Raw genomic sequence first — 23,408 nt, 5'->3', positions numbered from 1 at the left:
ATATGCGCGACATGCATATTGACCGAGTCGCGATTTCAGCAACGACCGATGTGTTGGTCGCATCCATGAGTGATGACGGGCCGCTCCCCGCCTATCGCGCGATGCAGCGTGGCGGTCGCTTGCACCACGATCCTGCGCAGGAGCTTGCAGCCGAAAAGCTGCAGTCGCTCTACATTGCGCTGAAGGACTATCGCCCTGAGGGTGACAACGGCTCCGGCTTGCGTGGCTGGGCGGAGCGCCTGGGCTTTGCACGCCGGCGCGATGAGACCGCACCGCAAGGCCTCTATATCTATGGCGGCGTCGGTCGCGGCAAGTCGATGCTGATGGACATCTTCTTCGCCCATGTTCAGGTGGAGAAGAAGCGCCGCGTCCACTTCCACGCCTTCATGCTGGAAGTGCATGAGCAGCTCCATCAATGGCGCCAGGAAAAGCCCAAGCAGGTGGACCTTATCCCCGCTTTGGCCGAAAAGCTCGCCGATGAAGTTTCGCTGATCTGCTTTGACGAATTCCATGTCACCAACATCGCCGATGCGATGATCCTGGGGCGGCTCTTCAGCGCGCTGTTCGAGCGCGGCGTGGTGATGGTGGCGACCTCGAACTGGACGCCGGACGATCTCTACAAGGGCGGCCTGCAGCGCGATCAGTTCCTGCCCTTCATCGCGCTTCTGAAGGAGAAGCTCGACGTGCTGGAGCTGGATGGCGGGCGCGACTATCGCCTGGCGCGGCTCAAGGACATGAATGTCTATCACTATCCGCTGGGCGACCTCTCGGCACGACAGATGCGCGACGCCTTCGCGCGCTTGACCGACAACGAGCCGCCGATCGCCACGCATCTGCTGGTCCAGGGCCGCCGGCTCGAAGTGTCGCGCCAGGTCGCCAACGCCCATGGCCGCGTCGCCTGGTTCGACTTCGACGAGCTTTGCGCAAGGCCCCTGGGTGCGGCCGACTACCTCGCCATCGCCACGCATTACGACGTCGTGCTGCTGGACCAGGTGCCGCGGCTTGAGACGGATCGCCGCAACGAAGCGCGCCGCTTCATGACGCTGGTCGACGAACTCTACGAGCATAAGGTGACGACGATCGTCGCCGCCGCGGACAAACCGGAACGGCTTTATCCCAGCGGCGACGGCGCGTTCGAATTCGAACGCACCGTCAGCAGGCTCAACGAAATGCAGTCGGTCGACTATCTGACGCGACCGCATTTGACGTGAGGTGAGGGGGGATTTTCGCGAGAAGAGTTAATGCCTCTTGCCCTTGTGGCAAATTCAGGTTATTAACTCAACATCTAGAGGAGTGCGCTCGGGGCGCAGGTGCATTGCCTAAGCGAAATCGTGGCAATGCGTAAGAGACATCAGGATTACAGAATGGCACGGAAGAAGATAGCCCTAATCGGCGCGGGTCAGATCGGCGGCACATTGGCGCTGCTCGCTGGCATCAAGGAACTTGGTGACGTCGTTCTTTTCGACGTGGTCGACGGCGTGCCGCAGGGCAAGGGCCTGGACATCGCCGAAGCGTCGCCGGTCGAAGGGTTCGATGCGAAATATCTGGGCGCCAGCGACTATAAGGCGATCAAGGGCGCCGACGTCATCATCGTTACCGCCGGCATCCCGCGTAAGCCAGGCATGAGCCGCGACGATCTCATCGCCACCAATGCCAAGGTCATGGACACGGTCGGCAAGGCGATCAAGAAATACGCGCCCAAGGCCTTCGTCATCTGCATCACCAATCCGCTCGATGTCATGGTCTATGTGCTGCAGCAGGCGTCCGGCCTGCCGGAGAGCCATGTCGTCGGCATGGCGGGCGTGCTCGATTCCGCCCGCTTCCGCTATTTCCTGGCCGAGGAGTTCAACGTCTCGGTCGAGGACGTAACCGCCTTCGTGCTGGGCGGCCATGGCGACACGATGGTGCCGCTGGCCCGCTATTCGACGGTGGCCGGCATTCCGCTGCCCGACCTGGTCAAGATGGGTTGGACCACCCAGGAAAAGCTCAACACCATCATCCAGCGCACCCGCGACGGCGGCGCTGAGATCGTCAATCTCCTGAAGACGGGTTCCGCCTTCTACGCGCCGGCCAGTTCCGCGATCGCGATGGCCGAATCCTATCTGAAGGACAAGAAACGGGTTCTCCCCTGCGCGGCCTATCTCAACGGCCAGTATGGGGTAAAGGGACTCTATGTCGGCGTACCGGTCGTGATCGGTGCGGGCGGCGTAGAGAAAGTGGTCGAGATCGACCTCAACAAGGCTGAAAAGTCCATGTTTGACAAGTCGGTCGCGGCCGTAAGGGGCCTCATCGATGTGGTGAGGAAGCTTCAAAGAGGAGAGAAGCAATGAAGAAGACCATCGAACTGGCGGCCAAGAAGGTTGCCAAGAAAGCCGCCAAGAAGTCGGCTAAGAAGACCACGAAGAAGGCCGCTGCCAAGAAGCCGGCTGCGAAGAAGACCGCCAAGAAGACCGCCAAGAAGGCCGCGAAGAAGAAGTAACTTCCGGTCTGGTCTTTTTTGACCAAACGGCCTGCGACGGCGACAGTCCTATTACCTTGTTCACTCGGCGGGTTTCAGTTCAATTGGCTTGAACCCGCCTGACATGGTGATAGAGTACGATCTGCTGCACCACAGCAAATCGTCGGCTGTCGCTGTCGCCCGCTTTTTTTCTATGAATTCCTAAAGACTTCCTAGGAACAATCGCGCGGCCCGGTGGCTGGCGAACGACCGCCGGGGTGCAGTCCTTCGCAACGCAGCAAGCGGGTCAGCCCGGATGAACATCCACGAATATCAGGCCAAAGCCCTGATCAGGAAGTTTGGCGTCGCCGTTCCAGACGGCCATGTCGCCTATTCCGCCGATGAGGCGGTCGATGCAGCACAGAAACTGGGTGGCGGGCTTTGTGTCGTGAAGGCACAGATCCATGCCGGCGGCCGCGGCAAGGCGGGCGGCGTCAAGGTCGCGAAGTCCATGGACGATGTGCGCTCCCTCGCCAAGTCCATGCTCGGCATGACCCTGGTGACACACCAGACAGGCCCGGTGGGCAAGGTCGTGAAGCGGATCTATGTCGAGTCCGGCTGCGACATCAAGCGCGAGCTCTATCTCGGCATGCTGGTCGATCGCGCCACGTCGCGCGTCACCATCATGGCCTCCGAGGAAGGCGGCATGGAGATCGAAGAGGTCGCCGCCAAGAACCCGGAAAAGATTCTTAAAGTGGCGATCGACCCGGTCACCGGCGTGCAGCCCTTCCACGCGCGCCAGATCGCTTTCTTCCTCAAATTGACCGGCAACCAGATCGCTTCCGCCACCAAGTTCATCATGGCGCTCTACAAGGCCTTCACCGACCTCGACTGCTCGATCGTCGAGATCAACCCGCTGGTGGTGACTGGCGCCGGCGACGTGCTGGCGCTCGATGCCAAGATCAATTTCGACGATAACGCGCTCTTCCGCCACAAGGATGTCGAAGAGCTGCGCGACCCGGACGAAGAAGATCCGGCCGAGCTTGAAGCGGCGAAGCACAGCCTCAACTACATCAAGCTCGACGGTTCGATCGGCTGCATGGTCAATGGCGCCGGCCTTGCCATGGCGACCATGGACATCATCAAGCTTTATGGCGGGTCGCCCGCGAACTTCCTCGATGTGGGCGGCGGCGCCACCAAGGAACGCGTCACCGCCGCCTTCAAGATCATTCTTTCCGATCCCAATGTCGAAGGCATTCTGGTCAACATTTTCGGCGGCATCATGCGTTGCGACGTCATTGCCGAAGGCGTCGTGGCGGCCGCGCGCGAAGTGAGCCTGCATGTGCCGCTGGTCGTGCGCCTCGAAGGCACCAATGTCGAATTGGGTAAGAAGATCCTGGCGCAATCCGGGCTGCCCATCCTGTCCGCCGACAATCTGGCGGACGCGGCCGAAAAGGTCGTCAAGGCCGTGAAGGAGGCGTGAGGAATCATGTCCGTACTCGTCAATAAGAACACCAAGGTCATCTGTCAGGGCTTCACCGGCGCGCAAGGAACGTTCCATTCCGAACAGGCCATCGCCTATGGCACCAGGATGGTGGGCGGCGTCACCCCGGGCAAGGGCGGCACCAAGCATCTCGATCTCCCGGTCTTCGACACCGTCAGCGACGCCGTCGCCAAGACCGGCGCCAATGCCAGCGTCATCTATGTGCCGCCGCCCTTCGCGGCCGACGCCATCCTCGAGGCGATCGATGCCAGGATTCCGCTGGTCGTGTGCATCACCGAAGGCATTCCGGTCCTCGACATGGTGAAGGTGAAGCGGGCGCTGGCCGGTTCGGCGACGCGCCTCATCGGCCCCAACTGTCCCGGCATCATCACGCCGGAGGAATGCAAGATCGGCATTATGCCCGGCCACATCCACAGGAAGGGCAAGATCGGCATCGTCTCACGCTCCGGCACCCTCACCTACGAAGCCGTGGCGCAGACCACGGCGGCGGGTCTCGGCCAGACCACCTGCATCGGCATCGGCGGCGATCCGGTCAACGGCACCAATTTCGTGGATTGCCTGGACCTGTTCCTGAACGACGACGAAACCCAGGGCATCGTCATGATCGGTGAAATCGGCGGCAATGCCGAGGAAGACGCCGCTGAATTCTACAAGGCTGCCAAGAAGAAGAAACCCATCGTCGGCTTCATCGCCGGCGTCACGGCCCCTCCGGGCCGGCGCATGGGCCATGCCGGCGCCATCATCAGCGGCGGCAAGGGCGGTTCGGGCGACAAGATCGAGGCCATGAAAGCGGCCGGTTTCGTCGTGGCGGATTCCCCGGCGGCCCTCGGCTCGTCCATGCTGAAGGCGATGGGCAAGTAACGGTGGCCCCGATCCCTCAATCCGGGGGCCGTTTTACGACCGCAAACAACTATGCTTGGTACTGGCATGCCAGGTTCCGGGTTGATATCCCGGGACCTGGTTGCTATCTCACAAAATCCTTCCCCAGCGGCACGCTGCGGGAAACAGTAACCATTGGGTAACCATCCCATGCGCAAATGACGGTCAGCGGGATTTGTCGGAGAAGTCGCCGGGCACGTATACCGGCTGCTTCCCTGACAAATCCGCAATCGCCGGACGGCGGATGGCCGGACATCGGCCGGACGCCAGAATTGCCTTTCCTGAAGGCGTATCGGGGTTACGCTCCGATGCTAGACCTTTTGGTGACTTGATCTCTTATGGGCATCGGCCCAAACGGGTGAACCATGAACCAGCCAAATCCCAATCTCACCGCCGTCCCCAACTTCCTATCCGGCCCCAACGCGCCCTTCATCGAAGAGCTCTACGCCAAATACCTGGCCGATCCCCATTCGGTGGATGAATCCTGGCAGGCCTTCTTCGCCGAACTGAAGGAAGAAGCGGCGGCGGCGCTCAAGGACCTCCATGGCGCCAGCTGGGCGCCGCGCGAGCGCGATGTCGAAATCGGCAATGGCGGCTATGCCGAAGCCACCGCCGGCACCGCCGCGCCGCGCGCCTTTCCGGGCGGCCATGTCAGCGTCGCCGAGCAGCGTGCCGCCGCCCGCGATTCACTTCGCGCCATCATGCTGGTGCGCGTCTACCGGGTGCGCGGGCATCTCGAAGCCAATCTCGATCCCCTCGACCTCAAGCCCCGCGCCAAGCATCCCGAACTCGACTACCGGACACATGGCTTCACGGACGCCGATCTCGACCGCGAGATATTCCTCGACGGCGCCATGGGCTTCGAGACGGCGACCCTGCGCCAGCTCATCCATGCGCTACGCCAGACTTATTGCGGGTCGATCGGCGTCGAATACATGCACATCCAGGATAATGACCAAAGGAAGTGGCTGCAGCAGCATATGGAAGGCAGCCGCAACCACCGCGACTTCACGGATCGTGGAAAAAGGGCAATCCTCGAGCGCCTGACCGAGGCGCAGATGTTCGAGAACTTCCTCGACAAGAAATATACCGGCACCAAGCGCTTCGGCCTCGACGGGGGCGAGACGCTCATTCCGGCGCTGGAACAGGTCATCAAGCGCGGCAGCCAGCTCGGCATCAAGGAAGTCGTCATCGGCATGGCCCATCGTGGGCGTCTTTCCATGCTCGCCAACTTCATGAACAAGCCCTATGCGGCGATCTTCAGCGAATTCCAGGGCAACCCTTCCAACCCCGAGGATGTGCAAGGCTCGGCCGACGTCAAATACCATCTCGGTACTTCGTCCGACCGCGAATTCGACGGCCGCGTCGTGCACCTGTCGCTGACCGCCAACCCGTCGCATCTGGAATGCGTCAACACCGTGGTGCTGGGCAAGGTGCGCGCCAAGCAGGACCAGAGGAAGGACAAGAACCGCGAGCAGGTCATGGGCCTGCTGCTGCATGGCGACGCGGCTTTTGCCGGCCAGGGCCTGGTGCCGGAATGCCTCGAGCTTTCCCAGCTCTTCGATTACGAGGTCGGCGGCACGATCCATTTCATCATCAACAACCAGATCGGCTTCACGACGAGCCCCACGGCGTCGCGCTCGGGCCCCTATTGCTCGGACATCGCCAAGGCGGTGCAGGCGCCGATCTTCCACGTCAATGCCGACGACCCGGAAGCGACACTGCATGTCTCGCGCATCGCCATGGAATTCCGTGCCGAGTTCAACCACGACGTCATCATCGACATGTTCTGTTATCGCCGCTATGGCCATAACGAGAGCGACGAGCCGGCCTTCACCCAGCCGCAGATGTACAAGAAGATCGCGACCCACCCCACCACGCGCCAGATCTATGCCCAGCGCCTGGTCGAAGAAGGCAGCATCAGCCAGGAAGAGGCCGATGCCATCATGAACAATTTCCAGGCCCGCCTGGATGCGGAGTTCGAAGCGTCGGCCTCCTACAAGCCGAACAAGGCCGACTGGCTGGAAGGCGCATGGGCTGGCCTTGCCACCGCCTCCGGCGACGAACGCCGCGGCGACACGGCGGTGCCCGAGGACAAGCTGCAACTGGTCGGCAAGGCGATGACCAGCGTGCCGGGCACCTTCAACCTCAATCGCAAGATCGCCCGCCAGCTCGCCCAGAAGGAAGAAATGTTCAAATCCGGCGAGGGCATCGACTGGGCGACCGGCGAGGCCCTGGCCTTCGGCACCCTGCTGGATGAGGGTTTCGGCGTCCGTCTTTCCGGGCAGGATTGCAAGCGCGGCACGTTCAGCCAGCGCCACGCCGTCTTCACCGACCAGGAGAATGAGGACGAATACGTCCCCCTCAATCATATCCGCGACGGCCAGGCATTCTTCGAAGTGATCAACAGCCCGCTTTCCGAAGCCGGCGTGCTGGGCTTCGATTACGGCTATTCCCTGGCCGAACCCAAATCGCTGGTGCTGTGGGAAGCACAGTTCGGCGATTTCGCCAACGGCGCCCAGGTCATCATCGACCAGTTCATTTCATCGGGCGAATCGAAATGGCTGCGCATGTCGGGCCTCGTGATGCTGCTGCCGCACGGCTATGAGGGTCAGGGGCCGGAGCACAGCTCGGCCCGCCTCGAGCGCTATCTGCAGCTTTGCGCCGAGGACAATATGCAGGTGGCCAATCTCACGACCCCGGCCAACTATTTCCACGCCTTGCGCCGGCAGCTGCACCGCAATTTCAGGAAGCCGCTCATCCTGATGACGCCCAAATCGCTGCTCAGGCACAAGCTGGCGGTCTCGAAGCTGGCGGAATTCGGCCCGGGCACCACCTTCCACCGGCTGCTCTGGGACGACAACACCAAGCTTGCCGACCAGAAGATCAAGCGCGTCGTCCTCTGTTCGGGCAAGGTCTATTACGATCTGTTCGAGGAGCGCGAGAAGCGCGGGATCGAGGATGTCTACATCATGCGCGTCGAGCAGCTCTATCCCTTCCCGGACAAGGCGCTCGCCACCGAACTGAAGCGCTTCCCCGGCGCCGAGATCCTCTGGTGCCAGGAAGAGCCCAAGAACATGGGCGCCTGGTTCTTCGTCTCGCCGGAAATCGATACGGTGATGGAAGAGCTCGGCACCAAGCAGCGCCGTGCGCGTTATGTCGGGCGGCCGGCTTCGGCCTCGCCCGCCACCGGCCTCTACAAACGGCATATCAAGGAACAGGCCAAGCTGGTCGACGAGGCGCTCAGCCTCGGCTGAGTGCCCCAGATACTGGCGGACGCTTTCAATTATCGGATTTGGGAGAGAAATGATGTCAACACCGATCACGGTTCCGGCCCTGGGCGAATCGGTCAGCGAGGCGACGGTCGCCAAGTGGATGAAGAATGTCGGCGACCCCGTGAAGAAGGACGAGGCGCTGGTCGAGCTGGAGACCGACAAGGTGACGGTGGAAGTATTCGCCAGCGCCGCTGGAACCCTGGGCGAGATCGCGGCGCCCGCCGGCACCACCGTGAATGTCGGCACCGTCATCGGCCGCATCGCCGCCGGCGGGGCTGCTGCGGCACCGGCGCCCAAGCCTGCCGCCGCCGCCGCTCCGGCGGCACCCGCCAAGGCGGCACCCGTCCCGGCCGGCAATGGCGATGACCGCCTCTCGCCCGCGGTGAAGAAGCTGGTCGAGGAGACCGGCGTCAATCCGGCCGCGGTCGCCGCCACCGGCAAGGACGGCCGCATCACCAAGGGCGACGTGCTGGAGCATCTGGAGAAGCAGAAGGCCGCCCCCGTCGCCGCGCGCCCGGCCCCGGCTCCCATCGTGCCGCATGTGCCGCGCAACCTCACCGAGCGAGAGGAGCGCGTGCCCATGTCGCGCCTCCGGCGCCGCATCGCTGAGCGCCTGAAACAGGCGCAGAACAATGCCGCCATCCTCACCACCTTCAACGAGGTGGACATGAGCGCCGTGATGGCCCTCCGGGACAAGTACAAGGACAATTTCGAGAAGAAGCACAAGGTGAAGCTGGGCTTCATGTCCTTCTTCGTGAAGGCGGCCCTGCAGGCCCTGAAGGAGATCCCGGCGGTCAATGCCGAGATCGACGGCGACGACATTATCTACAAGAACCATTACGATATCGGCGTCGCCGTCGGCACCGAACAGGGCCTGGTCGTGCCGGTCCTGCGCAATGTCGACGCGCTGAGCTTTGCCGAGATCGAATCCGGCATCGCCGAGCTGGGCAAGCGCGCCCGCGACGGCAAGCTCGCCATCGAGGACCTGACCGGCGGCACCTTTACCATCTCCAACGGCGGCACCTATGGCTCGCTGATGTCGACGCCGATCATCAACCCGCCGCAATCGGGCATTCTTGGCATGCACAAGATCCAGCAGCGGCCGATGGTGGTCGACGGCAAGATCGAGGCGCGGCCGATGATGTACCTGGCGCTCTCCTACGATCATCGCATCATCGACGGCCGCGAAGCCGTCACCTTCCTGGTGCGCATGAAGGAATGCCTCGAGGATCCGCAGCGCCTGCTGATCGAGCTCTGATCTCGATGGCACGCGCCGTGGCGAAGGCCAGGACCAGGGCGGCGGCCGCTAAACCCAAGCGACGGCTTCTGCCCTATTACAACCAGAGTACCGACTTCAGCTGCGGGGCGGCATCGCTCCTGATGGCGATGAAGGGACTGGATGCGGCGACGCCGTTCGACCGCGTCCACGAACTGCAGATCTGGCGCGAGGCCAACACGGTCTATATGGGCAAGGGCCATGCCGGCTCCTCGCCCTATGGCATCGCGCTCGCCGCCTGGCGGCGTGGGTTCCTGGCCGAAATCTGGCTCTCGCACAAGGGCGCCATCCTGCTCGACTACCAGCGTAAGCCCGAATGGCGCAAAGCCGGCAAGCTGATGCAGGATGCCGATGCCGCCGCCGTTGCGGAACTGGGCCTGCCTATCGAGATCCGCAAATGGACGGTGGCCGACCTTGCCAAGGCGCGGGCCGGGGGCGCCGTTCCCATCGTGCTGGTGACGACCAGGGCCTTCCATGGCGGCAACACGCCGCATTGGCTGGTCTTCGCCGATAGCGACGATGGCAATGTCTATCTCAACGATCCCTGGATCTCGCGCGACAAGGGCCAGACGGCGAAATTCCAGACCGGCCGCGCGGCCACCCACGCAGCCTTCGCGAAGATGGCCAAGTGGGGCCCGCGCCAGGAGCAGGCCGTCGTTCTCATCCGGGGACCGCACGTTTAAGGTGCCTAGGTTCGATTGTCATGCCCGCGAAGGCGGGCATCCATGGGCCGGTGGATTCCCGCTTTCGCGGGAATGACAAAGTTAAATTGCGGAAGCGCGCTCAGGAGCGCCTCGAGAAACGGAGTAGGTTATGGCGGAACAAGCATTCGATGTCGTCGTGATCGGCGGCGGTCCCGGCGGTTATGTCTGTGCCATCAAGGCGGCGCAGCTGGGCCTCAGCGTCGCCTGCATCGAAAAGCGCGGGGCACTTGGCGGCACCTGCCTCAATGTCGGCTGCATTCCCTCGAAGGCACTCCTCGCCTCCTCTGAAAAGTTCGAGGAAGCCGGCCATCACCTGGCTGTTCACGGCATCAAGGTCGGCGGCGTCGCCCTCGATCTCAAAGCCATGCTGGCGCGCAAGGACAAGGTGGTGGGCGACCTCACCAAGGGTATCGAATTCCTCTTCAAGAAGAACAAGGTCACCTATCTGAAGGGCGCCGGCACGCTGCTGGGCGGCGGCAAGGTGCAGGTAGGCGGCGAAGCCAACCAGACGGTCAGCGCCAGGAACATCGTCATCGCCACGGGCTCCGATTCGACACCTCTTCCCGGCCTCACCGTCGACGAGAAGAAGATCGTCACATCGACCGGTGCGCTTGCGCTCGAGAAGGTGCCGGAACATATGGTCGTCATCGGTGGCGGCGTCATCGGCCTGGAACTCGGTTCGGTCTGGCGGCGCCTGGGGTCGAAAGTGACCGTGATCGAATTCCTCGACCGCATCGTCCCCACCATGGACGGCGAGATCGGTGCGATGTTCCAGAAGGTCCTTGCAAAGCAGGGCATGGAATTCCGCTTAGGGACCAAGGTCACCGGCGCCAAGGCGAAAGGTGCCAGGACCGAACTGACCGTCGAGCCGGCAAAAGGCGGCGCCGCCGAAACCGTCATTGCCGACGTGGTGCTGGTCTCGATCGGCCGGCGTCCTTATGTCGAAGGCTTGGGGTTGGACAAGGCCGGCGTGAAGCTGGATGAGAAAGGCCGCATCGCCACCGACGGCCATTTCGCGACCGGCGTTCCAGGCATCTACGCCATCGGCGACGTCATCGCCGGCCCCATGCTGGCGCACAAGGCCGAGGAGGAAGGCGTGGCGCTGGCCGAGATCCTGGCCGGGCAGAAGGGCCATGTGAATTACGAGACCTGTCCCAGCATCGTCTACACTCAGCCGGAACTCGCTTCGGTCGGCAAGACCGAGGAGGAACTGAAGGCGGCCGGCATCGCTTATAAGGTCGGCAAGTTCCCCTTCATGGCGAATTCCCGTGCCAAAGCCGCAGGCGACACCGATGGCAGCGTCAAGCTGCTGGCCGACGCCAGGACCGACCGGCTGCTGGGGGCCCATATCCTGGGCCCCGGCGCCGGCACGCTCATCCACGAATGCTCGATGGCCATGGAATTCCAGGCATCGGCCGAGGATGTCGCGCGCGCCTTCCACGGCCATCCGACCCATAACGAGGCGATCAAGGAAGCGGCCCTCGCCATCGGCAGCAAGCCGATCCACATGTAGCGGCATGCCGCATCCTCCGACGAGAGCTGTCACACGGCCATGACCGAGGATGTAAAAACCAAGATCGAGACATTGCTGGCGGAAGCGGACGCCACCTTCGAGAGCAGCCATGCCCGCACGCTGGCCCTGACGCTCAAGGCACTCGATCTGGCCTTGCGCAATGGCGACGAAGGGCAGATCGCCGCCTGCCAGCTCGAATGCGCCAGGCAGCAGCGGATCATGTGCCAATATGCCGATGCCCTGGCCAATCTCGAAGCCTGCCAGGGGTATTTCATCCGCAGCGGCGACCGGCGGCGCCAGGGCATCGTGCTCAGGACCTACGCCGCCATTTACGACGAAGTCGGCCTTTTCGACGAGGCGCTGGAAAGCAACCAGCACGCCCACGCCTTGTTCGAAAATACCGGCGATATTTTCTTCCGCGCCATCTGCTTCGAGGATACCGGCAACATCATGCGCCGGCGCGGCTACCATGCCGAGGCCATCGCCGCGTTCGAAAACGGCCTGGCTTTGCTCGACGAACTGCCGCCCAGCCATGCGGTGACCCGGTCGCGCGCCCATCTGGGCTGTGGCCTGCTCGACGCCTGTATTGAAGCCGGCGACGATGCGTGGGTTCTTGCCACCATCGGCCGCGTGCTGGAACTGGTCTGCCTGATCGGCAATGGCAATCTCGAAGCCTATTGCCACAGCATGGCGGCCCTCGCCCAGGCCCGGCAGGGCGATGCCGCGGCGAGCCTCGCCACCGCCGCCGTCGCCCGCCACGCCTTGCAGCGCGCCGAATCGCCCTATGAGCGTGTGAGCTGCCTCATGTATCTGGGGCGGGCGCGCGATGCCCTGGGCGATTACGCCCAGGCCGAAGCCTTCCTCAACGAAGCCCTGACCGATGCCGCCGCCGCCGGCATCCAGGATCTTACCCTGAAATGCCATGCCGAGCTGGCGCGCATCTGCGAACGCAGCGGTGCCATCGGGGCGGCGCTCGACCATCTCAAGACCCTGCGCCGGCTGGAGGCCGACCTGCTGACCAGCCGCACCGATATCCGGCTCGACCGGCTGCGGCTGGAAGTCGAGCGGGAACGTTCGCGTCATTCCGAAGCAGATCGCGCCCGCCAGGAGCTGGAACGCGAGGTCGCCGCGCGGACGACGGAATTGCGCGCCGCCAAGGAGGCCGCCGAGCGCGCCAATCGCACCAAGAGCATGTTCCTGGCCAATATGAGTCACGAATTGCGCACACCGCTCAATGCCATCAACGGCTATTCCGAGGCCATGGCGATGGAACTGTTCGGCCGGATCGGCAACCCGCGCTATGTCGACTATGCCCGCAACATCTGGAGCAGCGGGCAGCATCTGCTCTCGCTCATCAATTCCGTGCTCGACCTCTCCAAGGTCGAGGCGGGTCGGATGGAGATCTCCTGCGAGGCGCTCCGCCTGCGCTCCTTCGTCGACGAATGCCTGGCGCTGGTGCGTGTGCAGGCCGAACAGAACGGTCTTTCTCTCCTGGCCGACGAAATGCCGCAGATCGAACTCTGGGCTGACCCCCGGGCCTTGAAGCAGGTTCTCGTGAACCTCATCGGCAATGCGCTGAAATTCACCCCGCGCGGCGGCGAGATCCGCCTCAGCGGCCGCATTGTTCCGGGCTGGATCGAGATCTTCGTGACCGATACCGGCATCGGCATGGCCGAAGCCGATATTCCGCGCGCCCTTACCGTCTTCGGCCAGCTCGACAATGCCTATGCGCGGCGCCATGACGGATCCGGCCTCGGCTTGCCGCTCGCCAAATCGCTGGTCGAACTGCATGGCGGCACGCTGTCGATCGATTCGGCGCCCGGCCAAGGAACCCGCGTCGCCATCCGCCTGCCGCTCGGCCGTCCCGATGACGGCCACGATGGCGGGATCAGTTCGCGCGCAGGTAACGTTTGAGAAAGGCGCCCCAGGGCGTCAGCGACCTGCCATCCGTCTTGCGCAACGCCGGACCGTAATCGTAGTTCCAGCACCAGCCCGTATAGGACAGTTCGTATTCGTCCAGCAGCGCCGCGAAGGGCTCGCCGAAACCTTTCGCCGTCCCGCTCCAATGCTCTTTCGAGCCGGGTTCGAAACCCCATTCGGTGACGATGACCGGCTTCTTTTCCCGCAAGGACGCAAGGTTCGGCTCGAAGGGCGCCAGCTCGCCGCCGGGATAGACATGCCAGACATAGGCCGTGTTGGCGTCGGCAAGCGGGTAGTCCGCCATGCCGCTGAGGTCGAAGGCCCACCCGGCCCCCGCCGCCAGGATCACATTGGCATTCCCCTGGCCGCGGATGAGATGCGTGAGCTGCTGCCAGAACGGCACCAGTTCGCGCCAGCGTCCGCCGTCATTGGCAAGTTCCTTGTCGTTGGAGGAAACGGGCTCGTTCCACAATTCGAAGAGGATGTCGTTGTCCCTGAAGGTACTGGCGACGGCGCGCCAGAAATCGAGCGCCAGGCTCATGCGCGTGTCGTACCAATCGGTCGTTTCGCTATCCGAGGCGACGAAGAAATCCTGCCGGTAGCCGTCCGGCCAGCCGATCGCATGATAGTCGATGATGACATAGAGGCCGGCCTCGCGCGCCCATTCGACATGTTGCGTGAGCCGCGCCAGCGCACCCACCGAATCGTCGCGCCAGTAGCCGGGATGGACGGAAAGGCGCACGATGTTGGCGCCCCACTCCCGCGCGATCTCCGGATAGGGGTTTTCATCCGCCGGCAGGTCGCCGACATCGCCCATGGCGATCCCCTTGAGGCGCAGGATCTGGCCCTGATCGACGAAATGGCTGCCGCGGACTTCCAGGGCGGTCGCCGGATGCGAATGCGCAAGCGCCAGAAACGCAAGCGACACTGCAGCGATCCATCGCATGGCCGGCCCTCCCCTGCGGTCGGCGGCTGCGATTGGCACGCGCCCGGCCGAACGTGCGGTCAGATCATATCGTCGAGCGGGAGATACATCCAATCGAGATCGGCCACTTCCTTGCCGCCGATCGCCAGGTAGAAATCCCTGGCCAGCCTGTTGGGCCGGTAGACCGACCACAGCAATTGACGAGCGCCGGAGCGGCGGGCCGCATCGGCTGCCGCATCCATCAGCGCGCGCCCAGCGCCACTGCGCCGCGCCTTGGCTCCAACCCAGAGGTCGATCACGATTTCGATGCGCATGCCAAGATCGACGTCGTAATTGGGCGCCATCAGCAGGTAGCCCAGCGCCGCCCCATCCTTTTCGGCAATGAAACCGCGAAAGGCCGGATTCGGCCCGAACCCGTCCGCAAGATACTTTTCAGCCGTGAAATTATGCCGCCAGCTGTCGCCAAGCGCGTTGAGATAGGCACCGAATTCCAGCACCATCTCCTGCACCGCGGCGACATCGGCGGCGGTGAGGCCCCTCACTGTCGTCATGTCATCCCGCCCCTATCTGCCGGCCGCGGTCACCAGGTCGGCCGGATCGGTCGCATGCTTGCCGCCGGCGAAGATATCATGGGCGAGGAGAACCGTGTCGGCATGCCAGCTCATCACCCGGTCGCAGGGCGGCGTCAGGTCGGCGCCCTGGCACAGGAAGGGCGCGCCCGCGGCATCAAAGCCGACGATATGGCCCGGCAGCGGCCGCAAGGCGAGGCCCGCCGGGGGTGTCGCCAGATCGGCAATGCCCTTGCTCTTCTCGCCCACCAGGTCGAGCAGCAGCGACGCCAGGCGGTACATGGGCAGCGCGCCCAGGCGCAGCGGCCCGTTCTTGCCGTCGATGACCAGGAGCGGCGTCTGCGTGCTGCGCGCCTGCACGGCCGGCGCGACATGGTCCTGCGGCCCGCCGAGAAAGCCCGATTCGGCATAGCCGGCGAGATTCTGCCCCAGCAGCGGCAGATGGTCGCCGAAGACGACGATGACCGAATCCGGATCGTCGCGCTGCCAGCGTTCGATCGCGTCCATCATCTCGCGCGATTTCCAGTGCACCACGCTGACATAGCGCTCGACCTCCTCGACCGCGCTCATCGTGTCGATCGCATGCGGGCGCTTATCGTCGAGATCGTACATCCAGTGGCCGTAATAGGTGACCGTATAGTCGAAGACCGGGCGCCCATCCTGGCTGGCCTGCAGCTTCTCCGCCACCTGCCGGTGCAGCGAGGCATCGGAGAGGAAGATCGAGGTCATGTCATCCTGGACGAAATCGGCGATCGACCAGAAAGTCTGGAATCCCAGCCGGTCATAGCTCGCCTGCCGGTTCCAGAAGCCCGGCGTGTTGGGATGCGAGGCGACCGTGCGGTAGCCGGCCTTGGCGAGCTGGCGCGGCAGGCAGGGAAGATCGTCATTGAGCGGCTGCTCGAAACGAACGGCCCCTTGCGCCAGCGGGAAGCCGCACAGCACTTCGAACTCGGCATTGGCGGTCTGCCCGCCGAAGGCCGGCGACATCGCGGTCGACCGGCCGGCTTGATCCCACAGCGCCAGGAAGCGCGGATCGAGCGGCGATTCCTTGAGGCCGGCTGCCGTCAGCGGCGCCGGATCCCAGAAGCTCTCCTCCAGCACGACATGGATGTTGCGCCGGTGGCCGGCCAATGTCGTGGGGGCCAATGTCGTGGGGGCCAGTGCCGTGGGCTCGGCCGCGGCCAGGCGCCGCTGGATCGCCGCCGCCACCGTTTCCCTGTCCGGCGCCGGGCTCGCCAACGCCACGCCGCGCACCAGTTCCTGCAGCAGGTGGATGGTGCCGCCGCGCCAGACATAGTTTTCGCGCTGGTCCCAGGGCTTGTCGCCCCAAAGCTGGTCCATCCAGCCGACCAGGCCGATCGAGCCGGCGCCGGCACTTAGGAAGAGGCCCGTCGCCGTCGCCAGCACCGACTGCCGCAGGCGGCCGGCAAAGCGCAGATTACCGAAGAAGAGCGCCAGGATCAGGAAACAAGGCACACCCGCCACCGCCCAGCCCACCGGCCCCATCAGGCGGATGAAGGCATCCAGGCTATGGATATCCTCCGGCATCAGGGGCCGGCCGGTGATGGCGCTCTTGGCGGCACTGCCGACATAGAGGGTGGCGATCAGCAGGCCCTGCAGAACGAGGAACAGCGACACCCGCCGCGACAGGGCGAAGAGCAGCATGGAGAGAAGCAGCAGCGCGGCAAGATCCGCCGGCACCCTCCACGTCACGATGGCGACGTTGAACAGGGAAGCCGAAAGGCCATAGGCCAGTGCATAGAACAGGCCGGTCGAAACCACCGGCAGCAGCCAGGGATGCCGGCGCAGAAGACTCATTTCAGGCTGGCCGCCACCGGATGCCGATGCCGCTCCAGCAGCGCAAGGGCATGGCCTTGGCCGTCGAAGATGTCGCGCGCCACCAGCTTCACATCCTCCATCCAGGCCTGCACCGGGCCGCAGGGGCCGTGCGTGACACCCGGATTGCACAGGAAAGGCTTCGCCGCCGCGTCATAACCGATGATCGTATCGGGCACCGGCCGGATGGTGAGATCCTCGGGCGGCGGCACCAGCGCGCCGATATTGGGCACATCGAGGCCCAGGCGCTTCAGTACCAGCTGGTTGAGCCGGTAGAGCGGCTGCGTGCCGAGTTTCAGCGGCCCCCTTTCGCCATCGATGACGATGAGCGGCGTCGAGCGCGAGCGGGCATACATGGCAGGCGGGAAATCGCCCCAGCCGCCGGCGAAGAAGCCGTTATTCTTATATTCTCCCCAATTATAGCCAAGATTGGGCAGGTGATCGCCGAAGGCGATGATGAGCGAGGTCGGATCATCGCGGCGCAGGCGCTCTATCTCGTCCATCAGCTCGATCGATTTGTAGTGCATGGCCGTGGCGAACTGGCCAAGCTCGGTGAGATCCGGGTTGATCGGCACCACGGCGGGGCGCTCCGGCACCATGTCGTAGGTCCAGTGGCCATAGAGTGTCACGATGAAGTCGAGCACTGGACGCCTGTCGCTTTCCGCCTTCAGCTTGGCGGCGATCTGGCGGTAGAGCGAGCGGTCGGACAGCATCCAGACGATCATCTCGTCGAGCGCGAAATCGCCCTTCGACCAGAAAGTATCGAAGCCGAGGCGCCGATAGGCGTTGATGCGGTTCCAGAAGCCCGGCGCGTTGGGGTGGGAGGCCACGGTCCGGTAGCCCTGGTCGCCGAGCAGCACCGGCAGGCAGGGCGCGGTGTTGAATCCCTGCTCGAACTTCACCGCCCAGCTGTCGACCGGAAAGCCGCACAGCACTTCGAATTCCGCGTTGGCCGTGCCGCCGCTGAAGGTGGGCGACATCGCCGTGCTGCGCCCGGTCTCGTCCCACAGCTTGTAAAAGCGCGGATCGAGCAGCGGTTCGCCGGAGAGGGTGGGCCGATCCTTGGGCAGCAGCGGCGTCGGATCCCAGAAGCTTTCCAGCAGGATGATGTGCACGTTGCGGGGCCCCGCCGCATCGAAGGCCGCCGGCTGCACGGCCGGGTTCCGCGCCGCCTGGTGCGCGCCGGCCTTGGCATCGATGCGGTCGAGCGCCGCCGCCACTTCCGCTTCGGTGGGCGCCGGCTTGCCCGTCGCATAGGCACGCAAGGTTTCCTGCAGGATGTGGAGCGCCGGCCCCCGCATGGTGAAATTCTCGCGCTGGTCCCAGGGATGGTTGCCGATCGCGATGTCGGCGCCGCGCAAGGCGCCTTCGGCGAAGAAGCCGCAGGCCAGCGGCAGCGCGATGAAGGCCGCCAGCGATGCCTTTGCCCGCCGGCCCGCGAACTTCAGATTGCCGACCAGCAGGCCGGCCATCAGCAGCAGCGGCAGCGCCACGACCACCCAGCCCAGCCATCCCATGATGCGCACCAGCGCCACCACGCTGTAGATATCGTCCGGCATCACCGGGCGGCCCAGCAGCGCGATCTTGGCGCTGGAGCCGATGAAGAAGGCGCCGATGAGAAGCGCCATCAGGGCGGCATAGGCCCAGACCCTGCGCGAGAAAGCGAGGATCAGCCGGCCGGCCGCCGCCAGGAACAGCAGGTCGATGAGGGCGCGGTGCGGCTCCACGACGACCCCGAAAGCCAGCGCCGAGACGGCATAGGCAGCGAGATAGCAGACGCCCACGACCAGCACCGGGATACGCCAGCGCTGCCACAATTGCGCGCCGAACCGGCGCCAATCCTTTTTCGCATGCATCATAACCCGATCGCCCCGGCTGCCTGCCTGCCCGCCGATTCCAGCTCGGAAGGCGCGTTTTTCTAACTGAATTTAACAAAAGAGTCTTGGATTGGTGCCCACGAACGTCACAAAATCGCGTGATCGATGGGCGAATGCCCGGGCCGGGTCGAGGTCGGCTCCTATCTTGATATATAAGTATATTCAACTAGTTAGCCTGACGTTCCGCGTTTCGGGCCGCTGTAAGCTTCTTGTCAGGAAAGGGTCACCAGATTGCGCTAAACCTGCCGGATCGGAGCCCCGGAACCAGAAGCCCGGGAACCAGAAGCCCTGGAACCAGAAGCCCTGGAACCAGAAGCCCTGGAACCAGAAGCCCTGGAACCAGAAGCCCTGGAACCAGAAGCCCTGGAACCAGACGGGCCTGACTTTTTAGGCCGACCATCTATCTATTTAAGGATCGCCGCGTTTTGACGATGACCCTCGCCGCCCGACCGCTCGACCCCCGCGACCTCATCCGCTCGATCTTCCTGTGGCTGCTGCTCATTCCGCTGGCCGCCATGGCGTTCGTCGGCGCACAGATCACGCAGCATGACTGGGTCGACAGCGTCAACGCCCTGGTCTATGCCTTCGCCGCCTTGGTGGCGCTCTCGCTGGCGCGCCAGGCCCGGCCCGCCGGCGCCGGCCCGGCGGAAGGCGACGCGGCCGATCCCTTCGGCCGCGTCTTCTGGATTGCCGCCGCCGCCTTCTGCATTTTCTTCGTCGCCTCCGAACTGGGCGGCGACGTCATCGAGCATTACGAGGCGCAGATATCGCCCGTCTGGCTGGGCGACCTCATGTGCTGGATCGCGGCGGGCGCCTTCGTTCTCGTCGTGGCGCGGCTGCGGCCGCGCCAGGCCGTGCACGCCACGCGCATCGCCACTCCCATCGTCGGCATCCTTGCCGTCGCCTTTGGCCTGCAGAGCGTCGGGCTTGGCCTCGGCATGGGCGAGCCGCATCTCCGTCATCGTTTCGGCCTGGCACCGGCCACCTATGACAATATCGACGACCTGCTGGAATTCGCCTATCTGCAGCTCTATCTGCTGGGCCTGATCGCGCTGGCTGCCGAGATTTCGGCGCGCCATGCCTTGCGTGCCCAGATCGCCGCCATCGAGAAGCTCGCCGATCCGGCCGCGATCCTGCGCGCGGCGCAGCTCGCCTTCACCACGGCGGCCCTCACCTCGCCCAAGCTCAGCCGCCGCCGGCTGCACCGTGCCTTGATGGGTCTGGCGCTCGGCACGGGCTTCGGCGGTATCGCCGCCGGCTATCGGCTGACGCGCAGGCTCGGCCCCGGCATCCGCGGGCGCAGCGGCAAATCGCTGCCGCGCCAGTTCGCCGAACAGATGCGCTTCATGTGGAAGTTCGGCCTGGCGCCCAATACCTATTACCAGTTCGAATTGTTCGACCCAGCGTTGGGGCAAGCCGCCGGCCAGTATCTGCAGCGCAACGAGACCAAGGCCGCCGCCTACAAGATCATGCACAAGCCGACCGGCCATCGCCTCAGCGAGAAGCTGAGCTTCCACAACCGCTGCAGGGAACTGGGCCTGCCGGTGGCACCGGTCGTCTTCGCCGCCGCCCGTGGAGAGGCCGATGCCGCCTTTGCCGGCGGCACCGACCTGCCGCACTGCGACCTCTTCATCAAGCCGTGCAAGGGCAGCGGCGGCCGGGGCGCCGTCAAATGGCAATATGCCGAAGGCATCTTCATCCATGCCGACGGCCGGCATATGACGCCCGCCGCCCTGCGCCAGTCGGTGATCGCGGAATCGGCGGACCAGGCGATGCTGGTGCAAAAGACGCTCGCCAACCATCCGGATCTCGCCGACGTGAATTGTGGAGCGCTCGCCACCATCCGCATCGTCACGGCGCGCAACGAGAACGGCACCTATGAAGTGACCAACGCCGCCTTCCGCATGCCGCGCGTGACCGGTTCGGCGGTCGACAACTTCCATGCCGGCGGCATCGCGGCCGCCGTCGACATCGCCACGGGGCGCCTGGGCGTCGCCACGGATCTCGGCCTCGGCGCGAATTCAGGCTGGTTCCCGCGGCATCCGATCACCGGTGCCGCGATCGAGGGCCGCCTGCTTCCCTGCTGGCGCGAAGCGCGCGACCTGGTCGAAAGCGCCCATCCGCATTTCAGCGACTTCGCCGTGATCGGCTGGGACATCGCCATCCTGCCCGAGGGCCCCTGCATCATCGAAGCCAATGGCGCGCCGGACCTCGACATCATCCAGCGCACCGCCAGGGCGCCGCTGGGCAATGCCCGTCTCGGCCGCCTCATCGCCTGGCACGTGAAACGCGATCTGCGCGGCGCGCTGCTGGGGTGAAGGGTCGTGGCGGAAAGGCGAAACACAACGCCACCGCCGCCCCCCTCCCGCAAGATCCCTTAACCGCGCCCGTATTTCAGCAGACGCAGACGCAGCGCGTTCAATTTGATGAAGCCCTGCGCGTCGCGCTGGTCGTAGGCGCCGGCATCGTCTTCGAACGTGACATGCTTCAGGCTGTAGAGGGATTTCTCCGACTTGCGGCCGACCACCGTCGCGTTGCCCTTGTAGAGCTTCAGGCGCACGGCGCCTTCGACATGTTCCTGCGACTTGTCGATGAGAGCCTGCAGCATCTCGCGCTCGGGCGAGAACCAGAAGCCGTTATAGACCAGTTCCGCATAGCGCGGCATCAGCTCATCCTTGAGATGTGCCGCACCCCGGTCCAGCGTGATGCTCTCGATCCCGCGATGGGCGGCATGGAGGATGGTGCCGCCCGGCGTTTCATAGACGCCGCGCGATTTCATGCCGACGAAGCGGTTCTCGACCAGGTCCAGGCGGCCGATGCCGTTGGCCTTGCCCAGCGCATTGAGTTTCGTGAGCAGGCTGGCGGGCGAAAGCTTCTCGCCGTCGATGGAAACCGCATCGCCCTTCAGGAAACCGATCTCGATATAGGTCGCCTTGTCGGGCGCGGCTTCGGGCGAGATGGTGCGCTGATAGACCATTTCCTCCGGCTCGGCCCACGGATCTTCCAGCACCTTGCCTTCGGAGGACGAGTGCAGCAGGTTGGCATCGACCGAGAAGGGCGCTTCGCCGCGCTTGTCCTTGGCGACCGGGATCTGGTGCTTCTCGGCATATTCGATGAGCTTCGTGCGCGAGGTCAGGTTCCATTCACGCCAGGGTGCGATCACCTTGATTTCCGGGTTGAGCGCGTAATAGCCGATCTCGAAGCGGACCTGGTCGTTGCCCTTGCCGGTCGCACCGTGCGCCACGGCATCGGCGCCGGTCGCGCGCGCGATTTCGATCTGGCGCTTGGCGATGAGCGGGCGGGCGATCGAGGTGCCGAGCAGATACTGGCCTTCGTAAAGCGCATTGGCGCGGAACATCGGGTAGACGAAATCGCGCGTGAATTCCTCACGCAGATCCTCGATGAAGATCTCCTTGATGCCCAGCATCTCGGCTTTCTTGCGCGCCGGCTCCAGCTCCTCGCCCTGGCCTAGATCCGCCGTGAAGGTCACCACCTCGCATCGATAGGTCTCCTGCAGCCATTTCAGAATGACCGAGGTGTCGAGACCGCCGGAATAAGCCAGCACAACCTTCTTGATATCGCGCGACATGCACCACCTTTTTCGAGGAAAAGCGGGCGGAACCTAGGGGAAATGAGGGTTAGTGGCAAGGGCGGGGTGGGCGGGGCTTCGCACCTGAGTTCGCAACGACACCTCGCTCTGCCCCCCACCTTCAGGCAGGGCTATCGCATGTGAAGTTATTTCAGGTCGTCATCCCCGGGCTTGACGCGGGGATCAGTCCGCAACTGAGGGACGGGGCCCAGTCAAACCTGATGCCCGGCCAATCTTGATTCAAGAGTGGGCCCGGGCATGACGAATTTGGATACATGCGATAGCCCTCCCACCTTCAGGGGGGAGGGCCGTCGGCGTATGCCGACATGCGTCGGCGGGAGGGGGGCTACAGGCGATGATTCTGGCCAGGATTCTGGCCGGCTGGCCTACTCCGCCCGCGTCATCGCCCGTTCCGCCGCCTGGTACTCGAAGACATGGGTGGCGCCCGTTGCCAGGGCGTTGCGGAAATGCGCCCTGGCGCCCGCGGCATCGCCCGCGAGATAGGCGCGGCGGCCGATATGGTATTCGGCGGCGCAAACCGCCTCGGCCCGAGCCGCGGGCGGCTGGGCCTCGGCCAGTTGCAGCACGGCGGCACCGTCGGCCCGGCCGAGATAGAGTTCAGCGAGGATCCGCGGCCAGGGTGGCAGCTGCCTGGCGGCGGCGAGATAGGTCCGCAGGTCGGCGGCGCGGCTCTCGTTCAGCGTGGCGGCCGCCACCTGGCGCCAGAGCTGCGCGCCGAAATGCCGTGGCTCGCGATTGGCCGTCGCATCGAAATCCACGAGCGCGGCCGCATCGTCGCCCTCGAGTTCGGCGGCAAGGCCGCGCATGAAAAGGGCGGTGAGATTGCCGGGTTCCACCCGCAGCACCTCATCGCAGGCCGGCCGCTCGAAAGCCAGGCAGGCCGCGAAGGTGGGATTCTCCGCCAGTGCCGCACCGGAATTGAGGCCGATCAAGATGCCGGCGGCCGGAATGGTGCATAAGGTTCGAAGCAGGCTGCGGAAAATGATGCTCGACATGGCGGAAACCGGTTTTGTAAACATGATCAAAGGTTAATACTGGCTTTAGAATTTGCGCAATGTCAGGATTTTCCTTCAGCTTTTTGTA

At 64.2% G+C, this 23,408-nt stretch carries 17 protein-coding genes; 11 read left to right on the top strand and 6 right to left on the bottom strand.

Annotation, left to right across the window (positions count from 1 at the left end; genetic code table 11):
- Window positions 1–2: 2 nt before the first annotated feature.
- The 10 genes from zapE to ACE3TY_RS17490 all read left to right on the top strand — a co-directional run bounded on the left by zapE (window position 3) and on the right by ACE3TY_RS17490 (window position 13,502).
- Complete coding sequence (gene zapE, locus ACE3TY_RS17535) at window positions 3–1,211, top strand: cell division protein ZapE (RefSeq protein ID WP_374655333.1); 1,209 nt, start codon at window positions 3–5, stop codon at window positions 1,209–1,211.
- A gap of 153 nt (window positions 1,212–1,364) precedes the next feature.
- Window positions 1,365–2,330: a malate dehydrogenase gene (gene mdh, locus ACE3TY_RS17530; RefSeq protein WP_374655330.1), complete on the top strand. Its 966-nt coding sequence runs from the start codon at window positions 1,365–1,367 to the stop codon at window positions 2,328–2,330.
- Window positions 2,327–2,479 (top strand): hypothetical protein, encoded by a 153-nt coding sequence (locus ACE3TY_RS17525; RefSeq protein ID WP_208109817.1) that lies wholly within the window; start codon window positions 2,327–2,329, stop codon window positions 2,477–2,479. Before mdh ends, ACE3TY_RS17525 begins: the two co-directional genes overlap by 4 nt.
- Before the next feature lie 274 nt (window positions 2,480–2,753).
- Window positions 2,754–3,920 (top strand): ADP-forming succinate--CoA ligase subunit beta, encoded by a 1,167-nt coding sequence (gene sucC / locus ACE3TY_RS17520; protein ID WP_374655328.1) that lies wholly within the window; start codon window positions 2,754–2,756, stop codon window positions 3,918–3,920.
- 6 nt (window positions 3,921–3,926) lie between these two features.
- On the top strand, window positions 3,927–4,802 hold the full coding sequence (sucD, locus tag ACE3TY_RS17515; RefSeq protein ID WP_374655326.1) for a succinate--CoA ligase subunit alpha: 876 nt from the start codon (window positions 3,927–3,929) through the stop codon (window positions 4,800–4,802).
- Window positions 4,803–5,185: 383 nt separating this feature from the next.
- Entirely contained in the window at window positions 5,186–8,077 is a 2,892-nt protein-coding gene (locus ACE3TY_RS17510; RefSeq protein ID WP_374655324.1) for a 2-oxoglutarate dehydrogenase E1 component, read from the top strand.
- A 52-nt stretch (window positions 8,078–8,129) separates the two neighbouring features.
- Complete coding sequence (odhB, locus tag ACE3TY_RS17505) at window positions 8,130–9,353, top strand: 2-oxoglutarate dehydrogenase complex dihydrolipoyllysine-residue succinyltransferase (protein ID WP_374655341.1); 1,224 nt, start codon at window positions 8,130–8,132, stop codon at window positions 9,351–9,353.
- A 5-nt stretch (window positions 9,354–9,358) separates the two neighbouring features.
- A complete protein-coding gene (locus ACE3TY_RS17500) occupies window positions 9,359–10,054 on the top strand; it encodes a peptidase C39 family protein (RefSeq protein ID WP_374655322.1) in 696 nt (231 codons plus the stop codon).
- Between the two features lie 130 nt (window positions 10,055–10,184).
- Window positions 10,185–11,588 carry a dihydrolipoyl dehydrogenase gene (lpdA, locus tag ACE3TY_RS17495; RefSeq protein ID WP_374655320.1) on the top strand — a complete coding sequence of 468 codons (1,404 nt, stop codon included), beginning with the start codon at window positions 10,185–10,187 and terminating at the stop codon, window positions 11,586–11,588.
- 39 nt (window positions 11,589–11,627) lie between these two features.
- Window positions 11,628–13,502: an ATP-binding protein gene (locus tag ACE3TY_RS17490; RefSeq protein ID WP_374655318.1), complete on the top strand. Its 1,875-nt coding sequence runs from the start codon at window positions 11,628–11,630 to the stop codon at window positions 13,500–13,502.
- Here ACE3TY_RS17490 and ACE3TY_RS17485 read toward each other — a convergent pair.
- Genes ACE3TY_RS17485 through ACE3TY_RS17470 form a run of 4 tightly spaced genes read right to left on the bottom strand, consistent with a single transcriptional unit; the run spans window position 13,477 to window position 18,697 of the window.
- Window positions 13,477–14,454 carry a cellulase family glycosylhydrolase gene (locus ACE3TY_RS17485; protein WP_374655316.1) on the bottom strand — a complete coding sequence of 326 codons (978 nt, stop codon included), beginning with the start codon at window positions 14,452–14,454 and terminating at the stop codon, window positions 13,477–13,479. The two genes, ACE3TY_RS17490 and ACE3TY_RS17485, sit on opposite strands and share 26 nt — an antisense overlap.
- A gap of 59 nt (window positions 14,455–14,513) precedes the next feature.
- Entirely contained in the window at window positions 14,514–14,984 is a 471-nt protein-coding gene (locus tag ACE3TY_RS17480; RefSeq protein ID WP_374655314.1) for an N-acetyltransferase family protein, read from the bottom strand.
- A 12-nt stretch (window positions 14,985–14,996) separates the two neighbouring features.
- Window positions 14,997–16,820 carry an LTA synthase family protein gene (locus ACE3TY_RS17475; protein ID WP_374655312.1) on the bottom strand — a complete coding sequence of 608 codons (1,824 nt, stop codon included), beginning with the start codon at window positions 16,818–16,820 and terminating at the stop codon, window positions 14,997–14,999.
- The gene (locus ACE3TY_RS17470; protein WP_374655310.1) at window positions 16,817–18,697 is read right to left on the bottom strand and encodes an LTA synthase family protein; all 1,881 of its coding nucleotides are present in this window, start codon (window positions 18,695–18,697) and stop codon (window positions 16,817–16,819) included. Before ACE3TY_RS17470 ends, ACE3TY_RS17475 begins: the two co-directional genes overlap by 4 nt.
- 449 nt (window positions 18,698–19,146) lie before the next feature.
- On the opposite strand from ACE3TY_RS17470, the gene ACE3TY_RS17465 reads away from it, so the two are divergent.
- Window positions 19,147–21,033 carry a sugar-transfer associated ATP-grasp domain-containing protein gene (locus ACE3TY_RS17465; protein WP_374655339.1) on the top strand — a complete coding sequence of 629 codons (1,887 nt, stop codon included), beginning with the start codon at window positions 19,147–19,149 and terminating at the stop codon, window positions 21,031–21,033.
- A gap of 59 nt (window positions 21,034–21,092) precedes the next feature.
- On the opposite strand, the gene ACE3TY_RS17460 is transcribed toward ACE3TY_RS17465, so the two are convergent.
- The gene (locus ACE3TY_RS17460) at window positions 21,093–22,304 is read right to left on the bottom strand and encodes an argininosuccinate synthase (protein WP_374655308.1); all 1,212 of its coding nucleotides are present in this window, start codon (window positions 22,302–22,304) and stop codon (window positions 21,093–21,095) included.
- A 386-nt stretch (window positions 22,305–22,690) separates the two neighbouring features.
- On the bottom strand, window positions 22,691–23,320 hold the full coding sequence (locus tag ACE3TY_RS17455) for a hypothetical protein (protein WP_374655306.1): 630 nt from the start codon (window positions 23,318–23,320) through the stop codon (window positions 22,691–22,693).
- Between the last annotated feature and the right edge of the window lie 88 nt (window positions 23,321–23,408).

This window comes from Dongia sp., from assembly GCF_041918875.1.
Classification (GTDB): domain Bacteria; phylum Pseudomonadota; class Alphaproteobacteria; order Dongiales; family Dongiaceae; genus Dongia.
This window is presented reverse-complemented; position numbering and strand designations above follow the sequence as displayed.